Source organism: Pseudonocardia hispaniensis, from assembly GCF_042658695.1.
Classification (GTDB): Bacteria; Actinomycetota; Actinomycetes; order Mycobacteriales; family Pseudonocardiaceae; genus Pseudonocardia; species Pseudonocardia hispaniensis.
On the sequence record NZ_JBHSQW010000035.1, the window covers coordinates 39,950 to 59,536 of the forward strand.

The 19,587-nt window shown below is 70.7% G+C and carries 16 protein-coding genes, 1 tRNA gene and 1 pseudogene; 2 read left to right on the forward strand and 16 right to left on the reverse strand.

Annotated features, from left to right (window positions below):
- Positions 1–326: 326 nt before the first annotated feature.
- From ACFQE5_RS17190 to ACFQE5_RS17220, 7 genes are all read right to left on the reverse strand, one after another.
- On the reverse strand, positions 327–1,484 hold the full coding sequence (locus ACFQE5_RS17190) for an RNA polymerase sigma factor (protein WP_379586354.1): 1,158 nt from the start codon (positions 1,482–1,484) through the stop codon (positions 327–329).
- A complete protein-coding gene (locus tag ACFQE5_RS17195; RefSeq protein ID WP_379586356.1) occupies positions 1,481–1,888 on the reverse strand; it encodes a YciI family protein in 408 nt (135 codons plus the stop codon). The genes ACFQE5_RS17190 and ACFQE5_RS17195 overlap by 4 nt, the downstream gene beginning before the upstream one ends.
- Positions 1,889–2,025: 137 nt before the next feature.
- A complete protein-coding gene (locus ACFQE5_RS17200; protein ID WP_379586358.1) occupies positions 2,026–2,778 on the reverse strand; it encodes an LLM class flavin-dependent oxidoreductase in 753 nt (250 codons plus the stop codon).
- A 29-nt stretch (positions 2,779–2,807) separates the two neighbouring features.
- On the reverse strand, positions 2,808–4,769 hold the full coding sequence (locus tag ACFQE5_RS17205; RefSeq protein WP_379586850.1) for an acetoacetate--CoA ligase: 1,962 nt from the start codon (positions 4,767–4,769) through the stop codon (positions 2,808–2,810).
- Positions 4,770–4,845: 76 nt separating this feature from the next.
- Positions 4,846–5,601: an SDR family NAD(P)-dependent oxidoreductase gene (locus ACFQE5_RS17210; RefSeq protein WP_379586360.1), complete on the reverse strand. Its 756-nt coding sequence runs from the start codon at positions 5,599–5,601 to the stop codon at positions 4,846–4,848.
- Positions 5,602–5,696: 95 nt separating this feature from the next.
- Positions 5,697–6,689, reverse strand: a complete 993-nt coding sequence (locus ACFQE5_RS17215) for an LLM class flavin-dependent oxidoreductase (protein ID WP_379586361.1) — start codon at positions 6,687–6,689, stop codon at positions 5,697–5,699.
- Positions 6,686–8,278: an acyl-CoA synthetase gene (locus tag ACFQE5_RS17220; RefSeq protein WP_379586363.1), complete on the reverse strand. Its 1,593-nt coding sequence runs from the start codon at positions 8,276–8,278 to the stop codon at positions 6,686–6,688. Before ACFQE5_RS17220 ends, ACFQE5_RS17215 begins: the two co-directional genes overlap by 4 nt.
- A gap of 122 nt (positions 8,279–8,400) precedes the next feature.
- On the opposite strand from ACFQE5_RS17220, the gene ACFQE5_RS17225 reads away from it, so the two are divergent.
- Entirely contained in the window at positions 8,401–9,018 is a 618-nt protein-coding gene (locus ACFQE5_RS17225) for a TetR/AcrR family transcriptional regulator (RefSeq protein WP_379586365.1), read from the forward strand.
- A 354-nt stretch (positions 9,019–9,372) separates the two neighbouring features.
- Here the strand turns inward: ACFQE5_RS17225 and ACFQE5_RS17230 are convergent.
- From ACFQE5_RS17230 to ACFQE5_RS17260, 7 genes and pseudogenes are all read right to left on the reverse strand, one after another.
- A pseudogene (locus tag ACFQE5_RS17230) lies at positions 9,373–9,756 on the reverse strand (Fic/DOC family protein); the annotation flags it as partial.
- Positions 9,753–10,076 carry an antitoxin VbhA family protein gene (locus ACFQE5_RS17235; RefSeq protein WP_379586366.1) on the reverse strand — a complete coding sequence of 108 codons (324 nt, stop codon included), beginning with the start codon at positions 10,074–10,076 and terminating at the stop codon, positions 9,753–9,755. The gene ACFQE5_RS17235 and the pseudogene ACFQE5_RS17230, both read right to left, overlap by 4 nt.
- Positions 10,077–10,335: 259 nt before the next feature.
- A tRNA-Thr gene (locus tag ACFQE5_RS17240) sits at positions 10,336–10,412 on the reverse strand.
- Between the two features lie 69 nt (positions 10,413–10,481).
- On the reverse strand, positions 10,482–11,633 hold the full coding sequence (locus ACFQE5_RS17245; protein WP_379586367.1) for a DNA polymerase III subunit delta': 1,152 nt from the start codon (positions 11,631–11,633) through the stop codon (positions 10,482–10,484).
- On the reverse strand, positions 11,630–13,681 hold the full coding sequence (locus ACFQE5_RS17250; protein WP_379586851.1) for a bifunctional MFS transporter/dTMP kinase: 2,052 nt from the start codon (positions 13,679–13,681) through the stop codon (positions 11,630–11,632). The genes ACFQE5_RS17245 and ACFQE5_RS17250 overlap by 4 nt, the downstream gene beginning before the upstream one ends.
- Positions 13,682–13,823: 142 nt before the next feature.
- Positions 13,824–14,216: a hypothetical protein gene (locus ACFQE5_RS17255; protein ID WP_379586368.1), complete on the reverse strand. Its 393-nt coding sequence runs from the start codon at positions 14,214–14,216 to the stop codon at positions 13,824–13,826.
- Between the two features lie 90 nt (positions 14,217–14,306).
- Positions 14,307–16,745: a transglycosylase domain-containing protein gene (locus ACFQE5_RS17260; protein WP_379586370.1), complete on the reverse strand. Its 2,439-nt coding sequence runs from the start codon at positions 16,743–16,745 to the stop codon at positions 14,307–14,309.
- A gap of 150 nt (positions 16,746–16,895) precedes the next feature.
- Here ACFQE5_RS17260 and ACFQE5_RS17265 point away from each other — a divergent pair, with 150 nt between their 5' ends.
- A complete protein-coding gene (locus ACFQE5_RS17265) occupies positions 16,896–17,321 on the forward strand; it encodes a WhiB family transcriptional regulator (RefSeq protein ID WP_449301279.1) in 426 nt (141 codons plus the stop codon).
- A gap of 4 nt (positions 17,322–17,325) precedes the next feature.
- Here ACFQE5_RS17265 and ACFQE5_RS17270 read toward each other — a convergent pair whose 3' ends face one another.
- Together ACFQE5_RS17270 and ACFQE5_RS17275 are read right to left on the reverse strand one after the other, a co-directional pair.
- Positions 17,326–18,495, reverse strand: coding sequence for an ArsA family ATPase (locus ACFQE5_RS17270; protein ID WP_379586371.1), 1,170 nt, complete (start codon positions 18,493–18,495; stop codon positions 17,326–17,328).
- The gene (locus ACFQE5_RS17275; protein WP_379586372.1) at positions 18,492–19,526 is read right to left on the reverse strand and encodes an ArsA-related P-loop ATPase; all 1,035 of its coding nucleotides are present in this window, start codon (positions 19,524–19,526) and stop codon (positions 18,492–18,494) included. Before ACFQE5_RS17275 ends, ACFQE5_RS17270 begins: the two co-directional genes overlap by 4 nt.
- Positions 19,527–19,587 lie beyond the last annotated feature (61 nt).

Consider the following 19,587-nt stretch of genomic DNA (forward strand, 5'->3'; position numbering starts at 1 on the left):
TGGCGCGATCTTGTCGTTGCAGAACCCATTCCAGCGATCCGAAGGCCTGGAGTGTAACGGGAGCGTCACGTACCGCTGAACGGGCTACCCCCTCGCCATCGATAAGATCAATTTCGTCTGTCGCCCTGATCACGAATTCCCAGGGAGCCGGGCCGAACGCCCGGGTGGTGCCGTCCGTCGGCGTCCTTTCGGGCCCGTCACCGCAGAGAGGATCGAACGCCGCTGGCATCCCGTCGGGGAGCAGGCCACGCCGTGCCGCATCGTCGGCACTCGCGGCGCTCGGCCGATGCACGATCGGTGCGGCCGGGACAGCCGAACGCGCCCCGTCAGTGCTGCCGGCGGGTGTTGAGCCGGGCGGCCTGGCGCGTCAGGTGGTCGCGCTCGGCGAGGTTGGGGGCCTTGCGGGCCGCCTCGGCGTACAGCCGTGCCGCCGTCGCCAGGTCGCCGTCGCGCTCGTGCAGGTACGCCGCCACCGCCGCGTAGCGGGGCAGCGAGTCGTCCAGCTCCGCGAGCGCGGCCAGTCCGGCGCGCGGTCCGTCCGCCTCGCCGACAGCCACCGCGCGGTTGAGCCGGACGACCGCGCTGTCGCTCAGGCGCGCGAGCTCGTCGTACCACTGGGCGATCTGTCTCCAGTCGGTGTCCTCGGCGGTGGGTGCGTCAGCGTGGAGTGCCGCGATCGCGGCCTGGGCCTGGAACTCACCCAGCCGGTCGCGGGCGAGAGCCGCCTGCAGGATCTCGACCCCCTCGGCGATCGACTCGGTGTCCCAGCGGGCACGGTCCTGCTCGGCGAGCGGCACCAGGCTGCCGTCGGGCGCGGTCCGGGTGGCGCGCCGGGCGTGGTGCAGCAGCATGAGGGCCAGCAGCCCCGCCACCTCGGGGTGGTCGATCGCGGCCGCGAGCTGCCGGGTGAGCCGGATGGCCTCGGCCGCGAGGTCGACGTCGCCGGAGTAACCCTCGTTGAAGACCAGGTACAGGACGCGCAGCACGGTGGCGACATCGCCGGGCCGGTCGAACCGCACGCCGGCGACGGCGCGCTTGGCCCGGCTGATGCGCTGTGCCATGGTCGCCTCGGGCACCAGGTAGGCCTGGGCGATCTGGCGGGTGGTCAGCCCGCCGACGGCGCGCAGTGTGAGCGCGACCGCGGACGACGGCGTCAGCGACGGGTGGGCGCACAGGAAGTAGAGCTGGAGCGTGTCGTCGATCCCGGACGCGGGCCCGGGCGCCGGCTCCTGGTCGACGAGCTCCTCCCGCCGGCGGCGGGCGGCGTCTGCCCGGGTCGCGTCGAGGTACCGGCGCCAGGCCACGGTGACCAGCCAGCCCTTCGGATCCCGCGGCGGGTCGGCCGGCCAGACGTGGACCGCCTCGACCAGCGCCTCCTGCACGGCCTCCTCTCCCCGACCGAAGTCGGCTCCGCGGCGGACCAGGATTCCGAGCACGCTCGGTATGAGGCTCCGGAGCAGGTCCTCGTTCACCGGAGAGGTCATTGTGTGGTGGTCGGCGGCGCGGTCAGGAACGGGCGCACCTCGAGCCACTCGTGGATCGGCTTCCCGCCCGCCCCGGGGGCGGCCGACAGCTCCCCGGCCAGCTCGATGGCGCGCTCGTAACTGTCGACGTCGATCACCATCCAGCCGGCGATGAGGTCCTTGGTCTCGGCGAACGGGCCGTCGGTGACCGGCGGGCGCCCCTCGCCGTCGTAGCGGACCCAGGCCCCCTCGGGGGCGAGCGCCTGACCATCGACGAACTCGCCGGCCTCCGTGAGCCGGGCCGCGAAGTCGTTCATGTACCGCACGTGCGCGGAGATCTCCTCCGGCGTCCACCGGTCCATGGGCACGTCGTTGACCGGAGCCGGAGCGCCGCGATAGTGCTTGAGCAGCAGGTACTTGGCCATCGTGTGACTCCTCGGTACTGGTGTGACCCATTCTGGTCACGTTCACCGCGGGGACGAGGCCGGTCACGGATTCTCGACATCGCCATCCCCGACTTTCAGGCTTTCGTCATCCGCCTGGGTGAGCCGCCGTGACAGGCTCACGGGAGAAGGGCCCTGACCGTCTCGGGATCCGGCCCGCCGGGTTCGATCAGTACGACAGCGTCGTCGAAGCCGGCCTCGGCGAAGCGGTGGAGCTGCTCGCCGATGGGTCCGAGGTCGTCCGGTCCGGACAGCCGGACGGCGCACACGATGGCCCGTTGGCCACCGGCGGCACGGTATCGGTCGTGGGCAGCGATGATCTGATCGGCCGTGCGGCGGTATCCGGAGGCCAGCCAGCCGTCGAACTCCCGGGCGGCCCGCTCGACGTTGGCCCCCCACGAGCCGAGGAGCAGCGGCGGCCCGCCGGTGGCACCGGCTGCGGGGGCGAGGTCGGCGAACTCGTCCCGCCCGTGGGCGAGCAGGACCCGCAGCCGCGCCACGTTCTGGTCGAAGGTCCGGAATCGCGCGGCGTGGTCCCGGTCGACGGTGGCGTAGTCGGCTGCGGTCGACCCAGGGCTGATGCCGAGGGTCAGGCGGTCGCCACACACGGACATCAGCGACAGGATCCGGTGCGCGAGGTCGGCGGGATGGTGCAGCGGCACCTGCACGGTGGCCGTTCCCACCTCCACCCCTTCGGTGGCTGTGGCCGCCACCGCAACCGTCACGAAGGGGTCCGGGACCAGGGAGCCGCGCCCGATGATCTGGGGCGTCCACAGGCTCTCGAAACCGGCATCCACCAGGCGTCGCGCCCACTCGGCGACCGCGAACGGCGGCGCCTCGGACAGATGGGCGAGCGTCGCACCCAGGCGCACGTGCTCTCCTTCGTCACCTCGGGGGCAGGTCAGCCCGACTGGGCCAACCGGGCTGCCGCGAACCGCGCGTACCAGCGCAGCGCGTCGGGGTCGTCGACGGAGGCGATGTTCGCGGCCTTCTCCAGCGGTCTGCCGGTCAGCAGCTTCTTGATCGGGACCTCGAGCCGCTTGCCGCTCAGGGTGTGCGGCACGGCGGGCGCCTCGACGATCTCGTCCGGGACATGACGGGGCGTCAGGCGGGTCCGCAACGTGGTGCTGATCCGTCGCTTGAGGTCCTCGTCGAGCACGTGCCCGGGGGCCGGGACGACGAACAGGCCCAGCCAGTATCCGTCGTCGGGCAGCTCGACCCCGACCACCAGGGTCTCGGTGATCTCCGGCATGGTCTCGAGCACGTCGTAGAAGTCGCTGCTGCCCAGCCGCACGCCCTGCCGGTTGAGCGTCGAGTCGGAGCGGCCGTGGATGCAGACACTGCCGTCGGAGTGCAGCGTCACCCAGTCCCCGTGCCGCCAGACACCGGGCCAGGTCTCGAAGTACGACTCCGTGTAGCGCACCGCGTCCGGGTCGTTCCACAGGTGCACCGGCATCGACGGCATCGGCTGCGTGACGACGAGGTCGCCGACCGAGTCGACGACCGGATCGCCGTCGTCGTTCCAGGCCGCGCAGTCGACGCCGGCGAGCCGGCCGCCGATGCGACCCACCCGGACCGGGGCGTACTCGTTGCCGCCGACGAACGAGCCGGAGATGTCGGTGCCGCCGCTGGTCGAGTCGATCCGGAGGTCCGCACTGACGTGCTCCAGCACCCAGTGGTATCCGGCCGAGGGCAGCGCCGAGCCACTGACCATCACGTGCCGCAACCGGCTCAGGTCGTGCTGGCGCCGGGGCGACACCCCGGTGTTCGCCGTGGCGGTGACCACGGCGGCGCCCAGCAGCATGACGTCCGCCCGGGTGCGTGCGGCGACCTCCCAGACCGCGCCCGCCGGGTGGCCCGGGCTGCCCTCGTACAGCACGATGCTCGCGCCCTGGCTGAGCGCGCCCAGCTGCATGTTCCACAGGGCCCAGCCGGTCGAGGTGTAGGTGAACATCCGCTCGGTGGCGCGGAGCCCGCAGTACAGCCCGGACCACTTCAGGCCCTCCAGCGTGATCCCGCCGTGGCCGTGCACCAGGCCCTTGGGCAGCCCGGTGGTGCCGGAGGTGAACAGCACCCACAGCGGATGGGAGAACTCGACCTGCTCGAACACCAGCGGCTCGTCCTGGGTCAGCAGCTCGGCCCACGGTGTCGAGCCGTCGGGGGCCGGCCGGTCGAACACGTACGGGACGTGGACGACATGACGCAGCGTCGGAAGCTTCTCGCGCAGCTGCGCGACGACGTCGCCGCGGTCGATCTCCTTGCCGTTCCAGTGGTAGCCGTCCGTCGCGATGAGCACGCTGGGCTCGAGCTGCGCGAGGCGACTGATGGTGCCCTCGGCACCGAAGTCCGGGGAGCAGCACGACCACACCGCGCCGACCGCGGCGGCGGCGAGGACGCCGATCACCGCGTGCTCGGTGTTCGGCAGGTAGGCGCAGACCCGGTCGCCGGGACGCACGCCCGCCCGGCGCAACCAACCGGCCGCCGCCGCCACCGATCGGCGCAGGGCACCGAAGGTGATCTCGCGCGCGGGCAGACCACCCTCCTGGATGCACAGCAGCGCGGTGGTGTGGTCGGCCCCGTTGCGCAGCGCGTGCTGAGCCCAGTTCAGCCGGGCCCCGGTGAACCAGCGGGTGTGCGGCATCTCCGCGGCGGTGCGAACCTGCGTCCACGGCGTGGAGAAGTCGACGTCGTAGTAGTCGACCACGGAGACCCAGAACCGGTCCAGGTCCTGCACCGACCATGCCCAGAGGGCGTCGTGGTCTTCGAACCGCCGTCCCTCGCGCTCCTCCAACCAGTTCAGATATGCGCGCAGCGCGGAGTTCTCGATGCGGGCCGCCGTCGGGCTCCAGAGCGTGTCGGTCATCTGCACCGCCTCACTGTGCACGCGTCGACGACAGCGTCATCGACCGCGGTCATCGACACGGTCATCGACGTGGACGTCACACGAGCGACGCGGTCAGCCCACCGTCGAGGACGTAGTGGCTGCCGGTGATCCACGTCGCCCGGTCGGATGCGAGGAAGGCGGCCACCTCGGCGATGTCCTGCGGGGTGCCGAGCCTGCCCTGCTTCATCGCGACGAGGTCGCCGAAGGGGATCTGGGTCGCCGCCTCGAAGTCGGGAACGAGCCGTTCGACCATGGCGGTGTCGGCGAACCCCGGGCAGACCGCGTTGACCCGCACCCCCGTCGGCCGCATCTCCACCGCGGCGACCCGGGTGAGCTGGATCAGGGCCGCCTTCGTCGCGCAGTAGGAGCCGAGCAGCGGGCTGCCGCCGATGCCGGCGATCGAGGCGATGTTGACGATGTTGCCCTTCGCGGCGACCAGGTGCGGGATGGCCGCCTTCATCGCGACGAACGGACCGCGCACGTTGACCGCGAAGATCGTGTCGAAGCTCTCCGTCGACTGCTGCAACAGCGGCGAGGAGACCTCGATCCCGGCGTTGTTGACCAGGACGTCGAGGCCGCCCAGGAACTCGACCGCCTGCTGCACCGCCGCCTGGACCTGGCCCTCGTCCGTGACGTCACAGTTGGCGACGCCCACCGCACCCATCTCCTCGGCCGTCTGTTTGGCCGAGTCTGCATCGATGTCGCTGACCACGACCCGGGCGCCGCGCTGCGTGAACAGCGTCGCGATCGCCTTGCCGATCCCGGCACCGGACCCGGTGATGAAGACCCGCTTACCCTCGAGCTCGGGCATCTCTTCCTCTCCTCTCACGTCGATCAGGGGTGGGCCCCGCTGCGCGGAACCGTCGGGTGGAACATCGATGTCGGCTCGGCGCCGTCGAAAGCCGGTCAGCTGGCCTCGACCTTGGGCAGGATCTCCTCCTTCAGCCGCTTGAGGTCATCGAGCGTCTTCGAGACCGGCACGTCCACGAACGGCGGCCAGATCATCGGCATGGTGAGCCCGGCCTCCTTGTAGCGCTTGAGGCGGTCCGTGATCTGCCCGGCGGTACCCACCATGAGGTTGGTGACCTTGCCGTTCGGCGACTGATCGGTCTCCTCGTCGGTGATGACGGTCCACAGCATGCTGCTGATGTCCAGCTCGTCGACGGAACGAGAGCTCCCGAGCTCCTCGAGCTCGCGCTGGATGGCAGCGCGCCACCCCTGGATGTCCTCGGGCGAGTCCTGGATCCCGATCCAGCCCGACAGGTTGTACGTGGCGATCCGGCTCGCCGAGCGCTTCGGATCCTTGAGGCCACTGAAGTAGATCGGCGGGTGCGGCTTCTGCACCGGCTTCGCCCCGAACCCGCACTTGCCGAAGTCGGCGAACTCGCCGTGGTACTCGAAGTGCTCGTTCTGCCAGATGCCCTGCATGATCTCGATCGTCTCGCGCACATGCTTGTGGCGCTTCGGGAAGATGTGCGCGGCGCTCGCCGCCGCGAACTCCTCGGGCATCCAGCCGGAGCCGACGCCGACGTTGAGCCGGCCGGCGCAGAGGTGGTCGATGGTGGCCATCTCCGCGGCGAGGACGCCCGGCGAGCGGTACGGCGTGTCGATGATGCTCATGCCGATCCGGACCTTCGACGTTTTCGCGGCGAGCCACGGGATGAGCGGCATGCCCTGGAGCCACTCACCCCGTGAGGACACCGGCAGCGCCTTGGGCAGCCCCGGCATCATCCCGAACGAGTACTGCAGCTCCTCGCGGTCGGAGGCTTCGGGGACGACGATCCGGTCGAGCGTCCACACCGAGTCGAAATCGAGTTCCTCGGCGAGCGCGGTGAGGTCCTCGAGCTCCTTGACGGTCACCTTGTCGCGGAAGTTCGGCAGGTAGAGGGCGAGCTTCATGATGCGGACTCCTTGCGGCGTTCGGGTAGCGAGCGGTGATTCCGTTGGCGCCCCGCGAGTGTGAGGCGAATTTCCGTCTTGAGGACCTTGCCGACGGTCGAGCGGGGAAGATCGGCCCAGATCTCGACCTGCTTGGGCGCCTTGACGCTGCCGATGCGCTGCTTGACGAAGGCAATCAGCTCGTCGACGTCGATCGCGGTGTCGGGCCGGAGCTGGATCACGGCAGCGACCCGTTCGCCCCACTTCTCGTCGGGCAGGCCGATCACCGCGCAGTCGCGGACGGCGTCGTGGGCCATCAGCGCCTGCTCGACCTCGGCGGAGTAGACGTTGAACCCGCCGGTGATCACCATGTCCTTGGCGCGGTCGACGATGTACAGGTAGCCGTCCTCGTCGAGGAAACCGATGTCGCCGGTGTGGTGCCAGCCGTGGGCGGACGCCTCGGCCGTGGCCTCGGGGTTGCGGTAGTAGCCGACCATCACCAGCGAGCCCCGGACGCAGATCTCCCCCCGCTCCCCGCGCGGTACCGGCAGGCCCTGCCGGTCGAGGATCGCCACCGTGACCAGCGGCGAGGGTCGGCCGGCGGAGGACAGCCGGGCGGTGTTGATCGACCCGTCGGGCAGGCGATGCTCGGCCGGAGACATCGTCGAGATCATCATCGGGGCCTCGGACTGCCCGAAGAGCTGCGCCATCGGCCCGATGCGGTCGAGCGCCTCGGCCAGTCTGGCCGCCGATATCGGCGCCGCGCCGTACCAGAAGCACTGCAGCGACGACAGATCCGTGCTGTCGAGCGCCGCATGGCCGAGAACCATGTAGATCAGCGTCGGCGGCAGGAAGGTGTGGGTGACCCGGTGCCGCTCGATCAGCTCCAGGAACCGGCCGATGTCGGGCTTCGCCATGATCACGACCTCCCCGCCGCGGGCGAGGATCGGGAAGCACAGCACTCCGGCAGCGTGGGTCAGCGGGGCCTGCGCCAGGTACACCGGACGCCCCTCGAAGGGGTAGCTCATCAGCGTGATCGCCGACATCGCCTCGATGTTGCGATCGGTGAGCATCACCCCCTTGGGACGCCCCGTGGTGCCACCGGTGCCGACCAGCGCCACCACGTCCTCGGGCTGCATGGCCTCGGCGCAGGGATCGTCCCGGGCCGCGTCGAGCCAGGAGTCGAAGGCCTGCGCCAGGTCTCCACCGTCGTCCGCTCCGTCGCCGAGCCGGACGAGCGTGGTCAGTTTCGGAAGCTCCGGGACGATCGCGGTGACCAGTTCGTCAAAGGCCGGCTGGAAGATCAGTGCGGAGCAGTCGAACAGGTCGAGCAACTCCGCGTTCTCGCCTGCCGCGTTGCGCGGGTTGATCGGGCACCACACCGCACCCGCCCGGGCGATGCCGAAGACGCAGGAGAACGCGGTCGGGTCGTTGGCCGAGAGGATGCCGACCTTGTCCCCGGGCTCGACGCCCGAGCGCCGCAGTGCCCTGGCAACCGCGTGGGAGAGCTCGACGACCTCGCCGTACGACAGCGAGGTCCCGTCGAGGGTCAGGCAGGGCGCCTCGGGACCCAGGGAGGCGCCCTTGTCCAGGTAGAAGGTCAGCGACATCGTCGGCTCTCGATCTTCGTCGGCGCCACTGTGACAGGCCCGACAATGGCCCGATTTTGGACGGCTGTCAAGATTTCTTTGGACAGATGGTTAGGAAACCACCCGGTGGGTATGGTTGGCCCATGTCCAACACAGCCGCCGTGCGGCTGCGGTCCCGCGTCGACAAGTTCGAAGATCGCCGCCGCGAACTCGCCGACGCGGCGCTGGCGACCCTGGCGGATCTCGGCTACGCGCGCACCAGCCTGCGCACGATCGCGGACAACACGACGTTCTCCCACGGCCTCCTGCACTACTACTTCGCCGACAAGAGCGACCTGATCACCTACTGCGTGCGGCGCTACAAGGACGCCTGCGTGCAGCGGTACGAGGGCCTCGTCGCCGAGGCGGCTACGCCCGACGAGCTCGCCGCAGCCTGCGGGAAGGGGCTGGCCGCCACGCTCGTTGACGCCCCGCTCATGCATCGGCTCTGGTACGACCTGCGCTCGCAGTCCCTGTTCGAGGAGGCGTTCCGCGACGACGTCGCGGAGATCGACGACAGCCTGCAGGAGATGATCTGGCGCCTCGTGCGCGCCTACGCCGACCTCACCGGCGCCGAGCCGACCTGCTCGCCTTCCGCGGCCTACGCGATGTTCGACGGGCTGTTCCATCAGGCGCTGCAGCGCTACCTCGCGGGCTCGGCGACAGCGCTCGACGACCTCCGTCGCAGCTGCCGAGACCTGCTGCCCCGACTCTTCGTCTGACGGCCGAGCGCATCGTCGTTGCCGGCGTCCGGCGAGGGCGAGGCAACGTCGACCGTCATGCGGAACCGGGCAGCTGCAAACCTCTGGCCTGCGGAATGGTGGAGCCGTCGTGGGGGGTCGAACCGCGGACCTACGCCGATCGCGCGGAGGAGGAACCGGCCCGCGCGGCTCGATCAGCCCGTCGAGCATGGCACGAAGAGGCGCGATGTCACCGCGGTGAGCATGCTGGGACGCTCGCGCGTTCTCCTCCGGGTCCATCAGCGTCCACCTCAGCCGCCACCCGGCGTCCGTCGCGAGCTGCGCCAGGAACGCCCGCTGCGTGCGACCGTTGCCCTCCCGGAAGGGATGCAACGCGTTGACGTCGGCGAACAGGTCCGCCAACTCATCGACGAACCGCGCACGACCCATGCCGCGCAGGAACCCGTTGCCCGCCACACGACCGAAGACATCCGCGGCGAAGGACTCGATGAACTGCGGCAGGCAGAACACATCACCTTTGCCGATCACCACCGACCGGAGCTCGCCCGCCCAGTCGTAGACATCCCCGAGGATGAAGCGGTGGAACGCCTGCACGTGCGCGAGGTCGTAGCCTCCCGGGATCGGCACCTCCTGCAGCTCCACCAGCCGCAGCGCGGTGAGCTCCGCCTCGACCTGCTCCAACTCCTCCGGATCAACGATCCCGAGACGGTTCCGCAGCAGCCCGTGCTCGACGTCGAAGTACGGATCAGCGGCACTCACCGGCGATAGCGGGCCAGCACCTGCTCACGCGCCTGCGCCGTCGACAACCGTCCCTCGGCCACAGCATCGAGGCGAGCCAGACCCTCCGCACTCGGCTGGATCCCCTCCGCCCCAACCGACGCCAGAGCCTCGCCGACCGCCTCACGGCGTCCCGCCGCCGCGACGAGCTGCTCGTAATGCTCCACCGACATCACCACCGCCTCGGCACGGCGATGAGCACCGACGAACACCGGCTCCGCCCCCGGCTCCTGCACCCGGCGAAGAGCCGCCGCAAGACCCGCACGGAACTCCCGGAACGACAGGACTTCAGGAGGCTGCACGAACACCAGCGTACCCGGATGCGTACACACTCGCGTACACGAACTCAGTCTCTCCCTCAGTCCGTCCGAGCAACGCACTCGTCGTGGCATGAGTTCGTCATGCCACGACCTCCCGACCGAAATCGATCACTCCAGCCCTCTTGATCAGGGCCTACATAGGCCAGCGACCAGGCGAAACAGCGTTTCGGCGAGTGCGCCGGGTCAACCGAACGTAACGCACAGAGAAAAACAGTCGCAGGGCTCTGACCTACGGAAATAGTGGAGCCGCCTTGGGGAGTCGAACCCCAGACCTACGCATTACGAGTGCGTCGCTCTAACCGACTGAGCTAAGGCGGCAGGTGGTGCGGGGCCCAGTGTAGCGACCACCCCTCGGCGCTTCGGCGCCCGGTCCGTTCGGCACGGCGCTCAGCCGCGGTGCAGCGAGATCAGCATGTTCTCGACGGCGATCTCGGGTTTGACGTTGGCATTGAGTGCCTCGCGGCACGCCAGGACGGCCTCGAGCCTGCGCAGCGCGGACTCGGGACTCCACTCCCGGGCAGCGCGCCGCACGTCGTCCTCGCGGTCCGGGTTGGCCAGCGCGACGCGGGCCCCGCTGCCGGCTACCAGGACGTCCCGGAAAAAGCTGGCAAGGTCGATGATCGTGCGGTCGAGGGCGTCGCGCTGGTTGCGGGTGCTGCGCGACTTCTGACGCTTCTCCAGCTCGCGCTCCGCCGCCTTGGCGCTGCGGGCCGCGGCCGCGACCCCCTTGCCGACGCCGCCCGCGCCCATCGCGACCGCGAGCTCCTCGCGCTCCGCGGCATCGCGGGACTCGGCGATCTCCGCGGCCTCGGCCTTGGCCGCTCGGACCAGCGAGTCAGCGAAGGCAAAGGCGTCACCGAGACCGTGCAGGCGCAGCGGAAGGTCGAGCGCCTCGGCGCGACGCTGCCGCGCCTCCGGGTCACGTGCGAGCCAACGTGCCCGGCCCACGTGCCCACCTGCCACCGCGGCGGCCCACCGCGCGGTCTCCACGTCGATACCGTCCCGCTCGACGAGCACCTCGGCGACCGCCTCGGGCGAGGGCGTCCGCAGGGGGATCGGACGGCATCGCGAACGGATCGTGATCGGCACATCCTCGGGATGATCGGACGGCGCGCACAACAGGAAGACCGTATGCGGCGCCGGCTCCTCAATGGCCTTGAGCAGCGCATTCGCGGCGCGCTCACCAAGCCGGTCGGCGTCGGAGATGATCAGGATCTGCCATCGCCCGGTGCTCGGGCTGCGCGCCGCGAGCTGGACCAGCGTGCGCATCTCGTCGACCTTGATCGACAGCCCCTCGGGCACGACCTCGCGGACGTCGGCGTGGGTGCGGGCCAGCACCGTGCGGCACACGCTGCACGCACCACAGCCCTGCTGGGGGCACTGCAGCCCCGCGGCGAAGGCGCGCGCCGCCACCGACCGGCCCGAACCGGGCGGACCGGTGAACAGCCAGGCATGGGTCATCGCCGCGGGATCTCGCACCGCGGCGCTCAGCTCGGCCACGACCGCCGGCTGGCCGACGACATCGCGCCACACGCTCACGACAACGTCCTGGTGTCCGGGCCGACCGGCGGCGGTTCCGCGACGCGCGGCCCACCGAGAACCGAGCTCAAGCCCGCGAAGACCCGCTCGGCGACCTCCTCGGGCGAGCCGTCTGCATCGACGACGACGTAGCGGTGCGGTTCGGCCGCGGCCATCCGGGTCAACAGCCGCTGGACCCGGAGGTGCTCCTCGCCGGCGACGCCGCGGCTCTCCCGGGGATCGGCCGCCTCGGAGGTCGGCGCGCGGTCCAGCAGCACCGAGATGTCGGGCCGCAGCCGTCCGGTCGCCCAGGCGGCGAGGCTCTCCAGCTCACCCTGGTCGAGCTCGGCGTCCATCCGGTCCGCGGCCACGCCGAACTGAGCCAGCGGGCTGGCCAGGAATCGGTCGACCACGACGATGGCGCCCACGGCCAGGGCCGGGCGGATCACTCGTTCGACGAGGTCGGCACGCACCGCCGCGGCCGCCAACGCCTTGGCCCGGGCCCCGAACAGGTTGGCCTCGCGGGTGGCCGCGGCCCACCGAGCGTGATCGCGCTCGTCATGATCGGGTTCGACGACGAGATGACCCTGCGCACGCAGGGTCGCGACCAGCCGTCCGGCCTGTTCGGTGGTCTCCGCGGCCGTCGCGCCCTCCACGGCGATCAGCACCCCGGTACCCGTCCTTCGATCGCCACGGCGCAGCGCCGCCAGCAGATCCGGCAGCAACGGTTCGGTGCGCCGATCGTCCATCTGACGGTAGGCGAGCGCGCCGACCGCCGCGGCGACCAGGCCGCCGGCCAGCATCACCGTGCGGGTGCCGTCGATCAGGAACGGGTAGCCGAACACCTCGATCTGGTGCGCGTTGACCAGTCCGACGATCAGCGGAACCACGGACATCGACCCGAGCAGCACGATGCGCACCAAGGACTGCACGAACGCGACGACGCGGCCGCGGACCTCGTCCGCGACCTGCGCGCCGATGATCGTCAGACCGGTGAGGAACGCGATCCCGGCGAACCCGCCGACCAACGCCACCGCGATGATCGCCAGGAACAGATGCGGAGCCAACGCGACGAGCGACAGCGAGAGCCCGGCCGCGACGATCGCGGCGCCGAACAGCCGGTTGTGCGGGAGCCGCCGCGCCAGCCGCGGCGCCGAGCCCATCCCGACCGCGAGGCCGACGAAGATCGAGACGAACAGCACGCTGTACGCCGCGTCGCCGCCGCCGAGGCTCGCCGAGTACAGCTTGGCCGACGCGATGACCGCGCCGCCTGCCGCGAACGCGCCGATGATGCCGATGACGAGGCCGCGGATCAGCGGGGTGCTGCCGACGAAGCGGAAACCCTCGCGCAGCAGCTGGACCAGGCCCGGCGCCTCCTCGTGGCGCGCACCCCCGCGCCCGGAGATCTCCTTGATCCGGAACCAGACGGTGACCGCGATGAGCAGGTAGGCCGAGCCGTTGATGATCAACGCCACGTAGACGGTGATCAACGGCGACGTGTGGTTGATCAGCGATCCGGCGCTCGATATCACCGTGAACAGCCCGGAGGCGGTGATCACCGCGACGCCGTAGGTCATCACGAGCGCAAGCTGGTTGGCCGTCTCGATCTGGTCGGGCCGGCGCAACAGGTTCGGCACCGACGCGTCCTTCGCCGGAATCCAGAACAGCGCGCAGATCTCGATCAAGAAGGTGGCGGCGAACAGCCACCACAGCGACCCGACGAGCGGGATCGAGATGAACAGACCGAATCGCAACACATCGCAGACGACCATGACGCGGCGCCGGTCGAACCGGTCGGCGAGCGCGCCCGCCAGCGGCCCGAGCAGCAGGGCCGGCAGCAGCTTGGTCGCCACGACGCCACCGAGCGCGAAGCTCTGCGCCTGGTAGCCGGTGGTCAGCTGGGTGGCCAGCGAGGTCAGCGCGAGCAGCGACAGCCAGTCACCCGTCGCTGCCACCGCCGTGACCAGCCAGAGCCGCCGAAACGCCGGGATCGCCAGGACGCTGCGGACGCGGTGCGACGTCGGCGGGGATAGCGCAGGCCCGCCGGGCGGAGCGGTCTCGGGATGGATCGCTCCTCACCTCCTCGGCGACGCCGACCGGCTACCGGGACCAGGGCCACCACCGTCAGTAGGCGATGGCCATGCGCCATCAGGGTAGTCGTCGCCGGCCGACCCGCAGCGGGTCGGGCGGTTCGCGAAGCTCAGCCGGCTCTCAGCCACGGAGCAGGGCCACGACCATCTGCACGAAGATCACCACGAAGACCGCCGTGAAGAACAGGTTGAACAGCCGGGAGCCAACCCGTCCGCGGGTATGCCGGGACAGACCGAGGATGCTCGGCTCGGCCTCGACCCGAGGGCGGTAGGTCATGATCGGCGTTTCGGCGGAGGCCGCCGCGGTGGGCGCGGTTCTCGGCTCCGAAATGACGATCTTGTGGGAGGGTGCGGCCGGCCGGACACCGGGGGGCGCCGCCGGCCGGGTGGCGGCGTCCGGCACGCCCTGCCCCGGCTGCTCAACCGCCGGCGGCCGCGCGACGCCGGCCGGGTCCGCCTCGCCGGTCCCGTCGGGGCCGAACAATGCGTCGATCTGATCGTCGCCTTCCCCCATGCCGCGGATGGTAGATGCCGGCTCAGCCCGGTGGCAGCGCCGCGCGGCGGCGTGTCCGGGCGGTCACCCACACCCACGGCCTCGGCACGCTCACCCCGGCGGGGCACCACCGTTGGGCGAACCCTCCCCGTTGGGCGGGCTCCCGCCGTCGGGCGGAGCGGGCTCGCCACCAGGCGGCGACTCACCGCCCTGCCCCGGATTACCATCGGGCGCCGGTTCGCTGCTCGGGGCGGGCGGCGGGGCGGGCACGGTGCCGCTGCTGACCTGCAGCACGATCGTCTCGCCGGGCAGCGCGGTGCCACGCGGGTTCTGACCGACGACGGTCCCCCGCGGAGCCAGGTTGTCGACCGTGCGGGTCGAGACCGTCCACCCGGCCCGTTGGAGGATCGCGCGCGCGTCGTTCATGCCGCGACCGACGACATCGGGGACCCGGGACTCCGCACCACCCTGCAGATAGCGGTCCTCGGTCGGTGGCAGCGGCAGGACCGGCTGACCCTCGAGGATCGGCTTGATCGCGCTGAACCACGTCTGCGCCGGTGTCTTCCCGCCGAAGATGGTCCCGCTGCGGCAGGCGTACGGCGCGCCGCCGCCGTCACACAACGGCTTGGGCGACCGCGAGTTGTCGAAGGTGATCACAGCGGCGGCCAGCTGCGGCACGGCTCCGACGAAGGCCGCCGACTTGTGCTCCTGGGTGGTCCCGGTCTTGCCGAGCATCGGCCGGTTCCAGCCGGCCGCGCGAGCGGCGGCGGCCGCGGTGCCGCTGATGTCGTCCTTGCTCAGCGCGTTGACCAGGGTGTTGGCCAGCCCCGGCTCGACGGCCTGGGTGCACGGCGCCTCGATGATCGAAACGGGCTTTCCCGACGCGTCGGTGATCGACTCGATCGGGCTGGGCGGACACCACTTGCCCGCGCTGTAGAGGGTCGCCGCGACGTTGGCGAGCTCCAGCGCGCTCGTCGGGCTCGCACCGAGGGTGAACGACGCCTGCTTCTGCTCCTTGGTCACCTCGGCGATCGAGCGGTCGGTCCGCCTGCCGGTCGCGGGGTCCACGAACGGCATGGTGGCCAGCGACTTCATCCCCAGCCGGACCGCCATGTCGACGACGTCGGGGATCCCGGTGAACTCCTCCAGCTTGATGAACGCGGTGTTCGGCGACGTCGCGAGCGCGTCGGTGAGGGTCATCCGCTCGGGGTAGCTACCGGCGTTCTGCACCGGAATCGGACGGCCTCCGCCGTCGAGGAAGATCGGCGAGGTGTAACCGCTGGGCGGGACGGCCAGCGAGTAGTTGATCCCGATCCCCTTCTCCAAGGCGGTGGCCGCGGTGAAGATCTTGTAGACCGACCCGGCCCCGAGGTTGACCGGCTCGTAGGGCAGCCCGTAACTCGTCTCCCACTTGTCGGCGTTCAGCCCGAACGTGCGGTTCGACCCCATCGCGAGGACCCGGTGCTTGTTCTGGCCCGGGGCCACGATCGACATCACGTTCGCGACGTTCGGCTGGGCCGGCGGCACCTTCTGGTCCAGCGCCGCCTTCATCTTCTCCAGCGCGGTGCGATCGAGCGTGGTTTTGATCGTGAAGCCGCCGCGGGTGAGCTGGTCGATCGGGAACCCCGCCTCGGTCAGGTACTCCACGACGTACTTGCAGAAGAAGCCGGCGTCGCCCGCGCCGATGCAGCCGTTGGGCAGGCTGCCCAGCGGAGTGATCACCCCCAGTGGGCTGGCCGCGGCCTCCTCCGCCTGCGCGTTGTTGATCATGCCCTGCTCGTGCATCTGGGCGATGACGAGGTTGCGCCGCTCCAACGCGGCCTGTGGGTGCGCGACCGGGTCGAACCCCGAGGTACTGCGCACCATCCCGGCGAGCAGCGCGGCCTGCGGCACGGTCAGCTTGTCGGGCGTGGTGCCGAAGTAGGTGCGCGCCGCGGCGGCGATCCCGTAGGCGCCGTTGCCCCAGTACACGATGTTCAGGTACCGGGTGAGGATCTCCTCCTTGCTCAGCGACCGCTCCAGCTGCAGCGCGATGCGCGCTTCCTTGAGCTTGCGGGCCGGCGTCTGTTCGGTGGCCTTGAGCCGTTCCGCCTCGGTCCTGGCCTCGACGTAGAGCATGTAGTTCTTGACGTACTGCTGCGACAGCGTCGAGGCACCCTGCACGACATCGCCGGACGCGGAGTTCGCGACCACCGCCCGGATCGTGCCCTGCCAGTCGACGCCCTGGTGCTGGTAGAAGCGCCGGTCCTCGATCGCGACGATCGCCGCCTTCATCGCCGGGGAGATCTCGTCGGCCGAGACCGAGGACCGGTTCTGGTCGAACAGGTAGGCGATCGGCCGGCCCTCGGCGTCGGTGAGCGTCGTGCGCTGCGGCAACCCGCCGTCCACGAGATCGCCCGAGGTGCTGTTGACGCTGTCACCGGCGTCGTTGGAGACCACGCCCGCCCACGCGGCGAAAGGGAAGACCATTCCAGCGGTCACGATGCCGGCCAGCACGCAGAACCCCAGAAGCAGTCCGATCGGCCGGACCAGATGCCGCGGAATGTTCACAACGCGTCAGGGTACGCGGAGTCCTGTTTCGGTCCCGTCAGGTCGCAACGGGGGAGGTTGAGTAGTTCCACACGGTTATCGGTGCAGCGGTGCACCGACAAGATCCTTTCCAAGCAGGGTCACCGACTCCGGCGGCCCGAAGGACGGACCGTGGGAGCCGAGATGACGGGCACCTGGAACTGGCGGGCAGCGGCGCGGTGCCGCACCCAGGACGCCGAGGGACTGTTCGTGACCGGAGCCGGGCAGCGAGACTCCCGCCGGTTCTGCTTCACCTGCCCGGTACGCACCGAATGCCTGGCGCACGCCCTCGACCAGCGGATCGAGTTCGGCGTCTGGGGCGGGATGACCGAACGCGAGCGCCGCGCGCTGCTTCGGACCAGGCCGACCATCCGGTCCTGGGCCCAGTTGCTCGGCCAGGCCCGGACAGCGCACTACGCAGCGACCGCCGCGACCGGGGACGCCAGGCGCACCTGCCTCCCGGCCGCGGTCCGCACCGCCTGGGCGACGGCGACGGGCACGGCCCGGACGGCCCGACCGACCCAGCAGGCCGAACTGACCGGGGGAAAGCCCCGGTGAGCGGTCACTGGGCCGCACCCGGCGTGGCGGACACGTCGTGCTCCGGGTACCCGTCGGCCACCAGCCGGGAGCCGATCTCGCGCAGCCCTTCGAGGTTGGCGATATCGCCCGCGACGGCGGGCACCCGGGCCACCGCGACCTCGGGATGGGCGCCGGCGAACCGGCCGAACAGCCGCTCCTCCCGCTCGGCGAGCTCGACCCGGTCGGCGTGCAACCGCAGCACCGCTGCGGCCAGCGGCGAACCGGTCGCGTTGTCCGCGGCATCGCGTGCCCTGGCCGCCGACAGCCGCGCCAGCACCGGATGCGTCCGGTTGAGAATGAGCCCCGCCAGCGGCATGTCCTCGGAGGACAGGCGGTCGACGAAGTACGCGGCCTCCCGCAGCGCATCCGGCTCCGGGGTGGCGACGACGACGAATGCGGTACCGGGCGAGCGCAACAGCGAGTATGTCGCCGTGGCGCGTTCCCGGAACCCGCCGAACATCGTGTCGAAGGCCTGCACGAACGCCGACGCGTCGGCGAGCATCGCGCCGCCGATGATCGTCGAGACGGCCTTGGCGAACATCTGGAACCCGACGCCGACCAGCCTGAGCAGACCCCGCCCGCCCGCGCGCGCCGGAGCGGACAGCAGCCGGATCATCCGGCCGTCGAGGAAGGTCGACATCCGCTGCGGGGCGTCGAGAAAGTCCAGCGCCGACCGTGACGGCGGGGTGTCGACGACGATGAGGTCCCAGTCGCCGGTCGCGGCGAGCTGACCGAGCTTCTCCATCGCCATGTACTCCTGCGTCCCCGAGAACGATGTGGAGATGGCCTGGTAGAACGGGTTGGCGATGATTTTCTCGGCCCGCTCCGGGTCGGCGTGCGCGTAGACCATCTCGTCGAAGGTCCGGCGCATGTCGAGCATCATCGCGTGCAGTTCCCCGTCGGCGTCGAGTCCGGCGACCCGCCGGGGCTCGTTGGAGAGTTCACCGATGCCTAGGGCCTGCGCCAGGCGCCGCGCCGGGTCGATCGTCAGCACGACGACCTTGCGGCCGCGTTCGGCCGCCCGCATCGCGAGCGCCGCCGAGGTGGTCGTCTTGCCGACCCCACCGGACCCGCAGCACACCACGATCCGGGTCGAGGCGTCGTCGAGCAGATCGTCGATCTTCAGCGGCGGGGACTGCTTCGGCGGGCTCACGCGGACGCCCCGCTGGTCTGCCGGACCTGGACGCCCTGGTCCACCAGCGCCTCCGCAAGCTCGTAGAGCGAACCGAGATCGACGCCACCGAGCAGGTGCGGGAGCTCGAGCCGAGGCAGCGGCTCGGCGAGCTCGGTGTCGAGCCTGGCCAGCGCGGCCGCCTCGGCGGCGACCCGCACGGCGTGTTCGACGGTCTCGGCCACCAGCCCGTCGACGACATCCGCGGGCAGGTCCAGCCCCGCCGCGACCAGTCCGCTGCGGACCCGGGCGGCGTCGACCCGACCGTCGGCGGCAGGGGCCACCGAGCGGTCCGGCAGCCACTGCTCCCGCACCTTGTTGACGATCAATGCTCCGGCCCGCAGGTCCGCGGCGTCGAGGTCGCGGACGGTGTTGAGGGTTTCGGTCACCGGAAGGTCCTCCAGCAGCGTGACCAGATGCACTGCGGTCTGCGGCGAGTGCAGCAACTGCACCACGCCTTCGGACTGGCTGTGGATCGGGCCGGCCTTCGCCAGATCCGCCATGGCCCGCGTGACGTCCAGAAAGGTGAGGACCCGCCCGGTCGGTGGCGCGTCGAGCACGACGGCGTCGTAGACGTAGCGCCCGTCGCGGCCGGTACGGGTCACGCACTCCTTGACCTTGCCGGTGAGCAGCACGTCCCGCAGGCCGGGGGCGAGGGTCGTCGCGAACTCGATCGCTCCCATCCGCCGCAGGGTCCGACCGGCCATGCCGAGCCGGTAGAACATCTCGAAGTACTCCAGCAGCGCCTCTTCGACGTCCACGGCGAGCGCGCGGACCTCCCCGCCACCGGGGGCCACCGCGATCCGCCGTTCCTCGTAGGGCAGCGGGGCGGTGTCGAAGACCCGGGCGATGCCCTGGCGACCCTCGACCTCGACCAGCAACGTCCGTTTCCCGCCGGTGGCCAGGGCGAGCGCGAGTGCTGCCGCGACGGTCGTCTTGCCCGTCCCGCCCTTGCCGGACACGACGTGCAGTCGGACGCCGGAGAACGCCGCGGGCCAGCTGGGGACGGTCACGGCTCCAGCCTACGGTCGGCGCCGCCTCCCGGCCCGTCCTACCGGGCCGAGAGGGTCAGGG

Bases quoted from the DNA above. Each gene is read 5' to 3' on its own strand.
- ACFQE5_RS17220 (WP_379586363.1), bottom strand. From the start codon at position 8,278: ATGTCGCTGACCTTCTACCTGGACAAGGGCGCCTCCCTGGGTCCCGAG.
- ACFQE5_RS17215 (WP_379586361.1), bottom strand. From the start codon at position 6,689: ATGAAGCTCGCCCTCTACCTGCCGAACTTCCGCGACAAGGTGACCGTC.
- ACFQE5_RS17195 (WP_379586356.1), bottom strand. From the start codon at position 1,888: ATGGCCAAGTACCTGCTGCTCAAGCACTATCGCGGCGCTCCGGCTCCG.
- ACFQE5_RS17210 (WP_379586360.1), bottom strand. From the start codon at position 5,601: ATGCCCGAGCTCGAGGGTAAGCGGGTCTTCATCACCGGGTCCGGTGCC.
- ACFQE5_RS17190 (WP_379586354.1), bottom strand. From the start codon at position 1,484: ATGACCTCTCCGGTGAACGAGGACCTGCTCCGGAGCCTCATACCGAGC.
- ACFQE5_RS17255 (WP_379586368.1), bottom strand. From the start codon at position 14,216: ATGGGGGAAGGCGACGATCAGATCGACGCATTGTTCGGCCCCGACGGG.
- ACFQE5_RS17205 (WP_379586850.1), bottom strand. From the start codon at position 4,769: ATGACCGACACGCTCTGGAGCCCGACGGCGGCCCGCATCGAGAACTCC.
- ACFQE5_RS17225 (WP_379586365.1), top strand. From the start codon at position 8,401: ATGTCCAACACAGCCGCCGTGCGGCTGCGGTCCCGCGTCGACAAGTTC.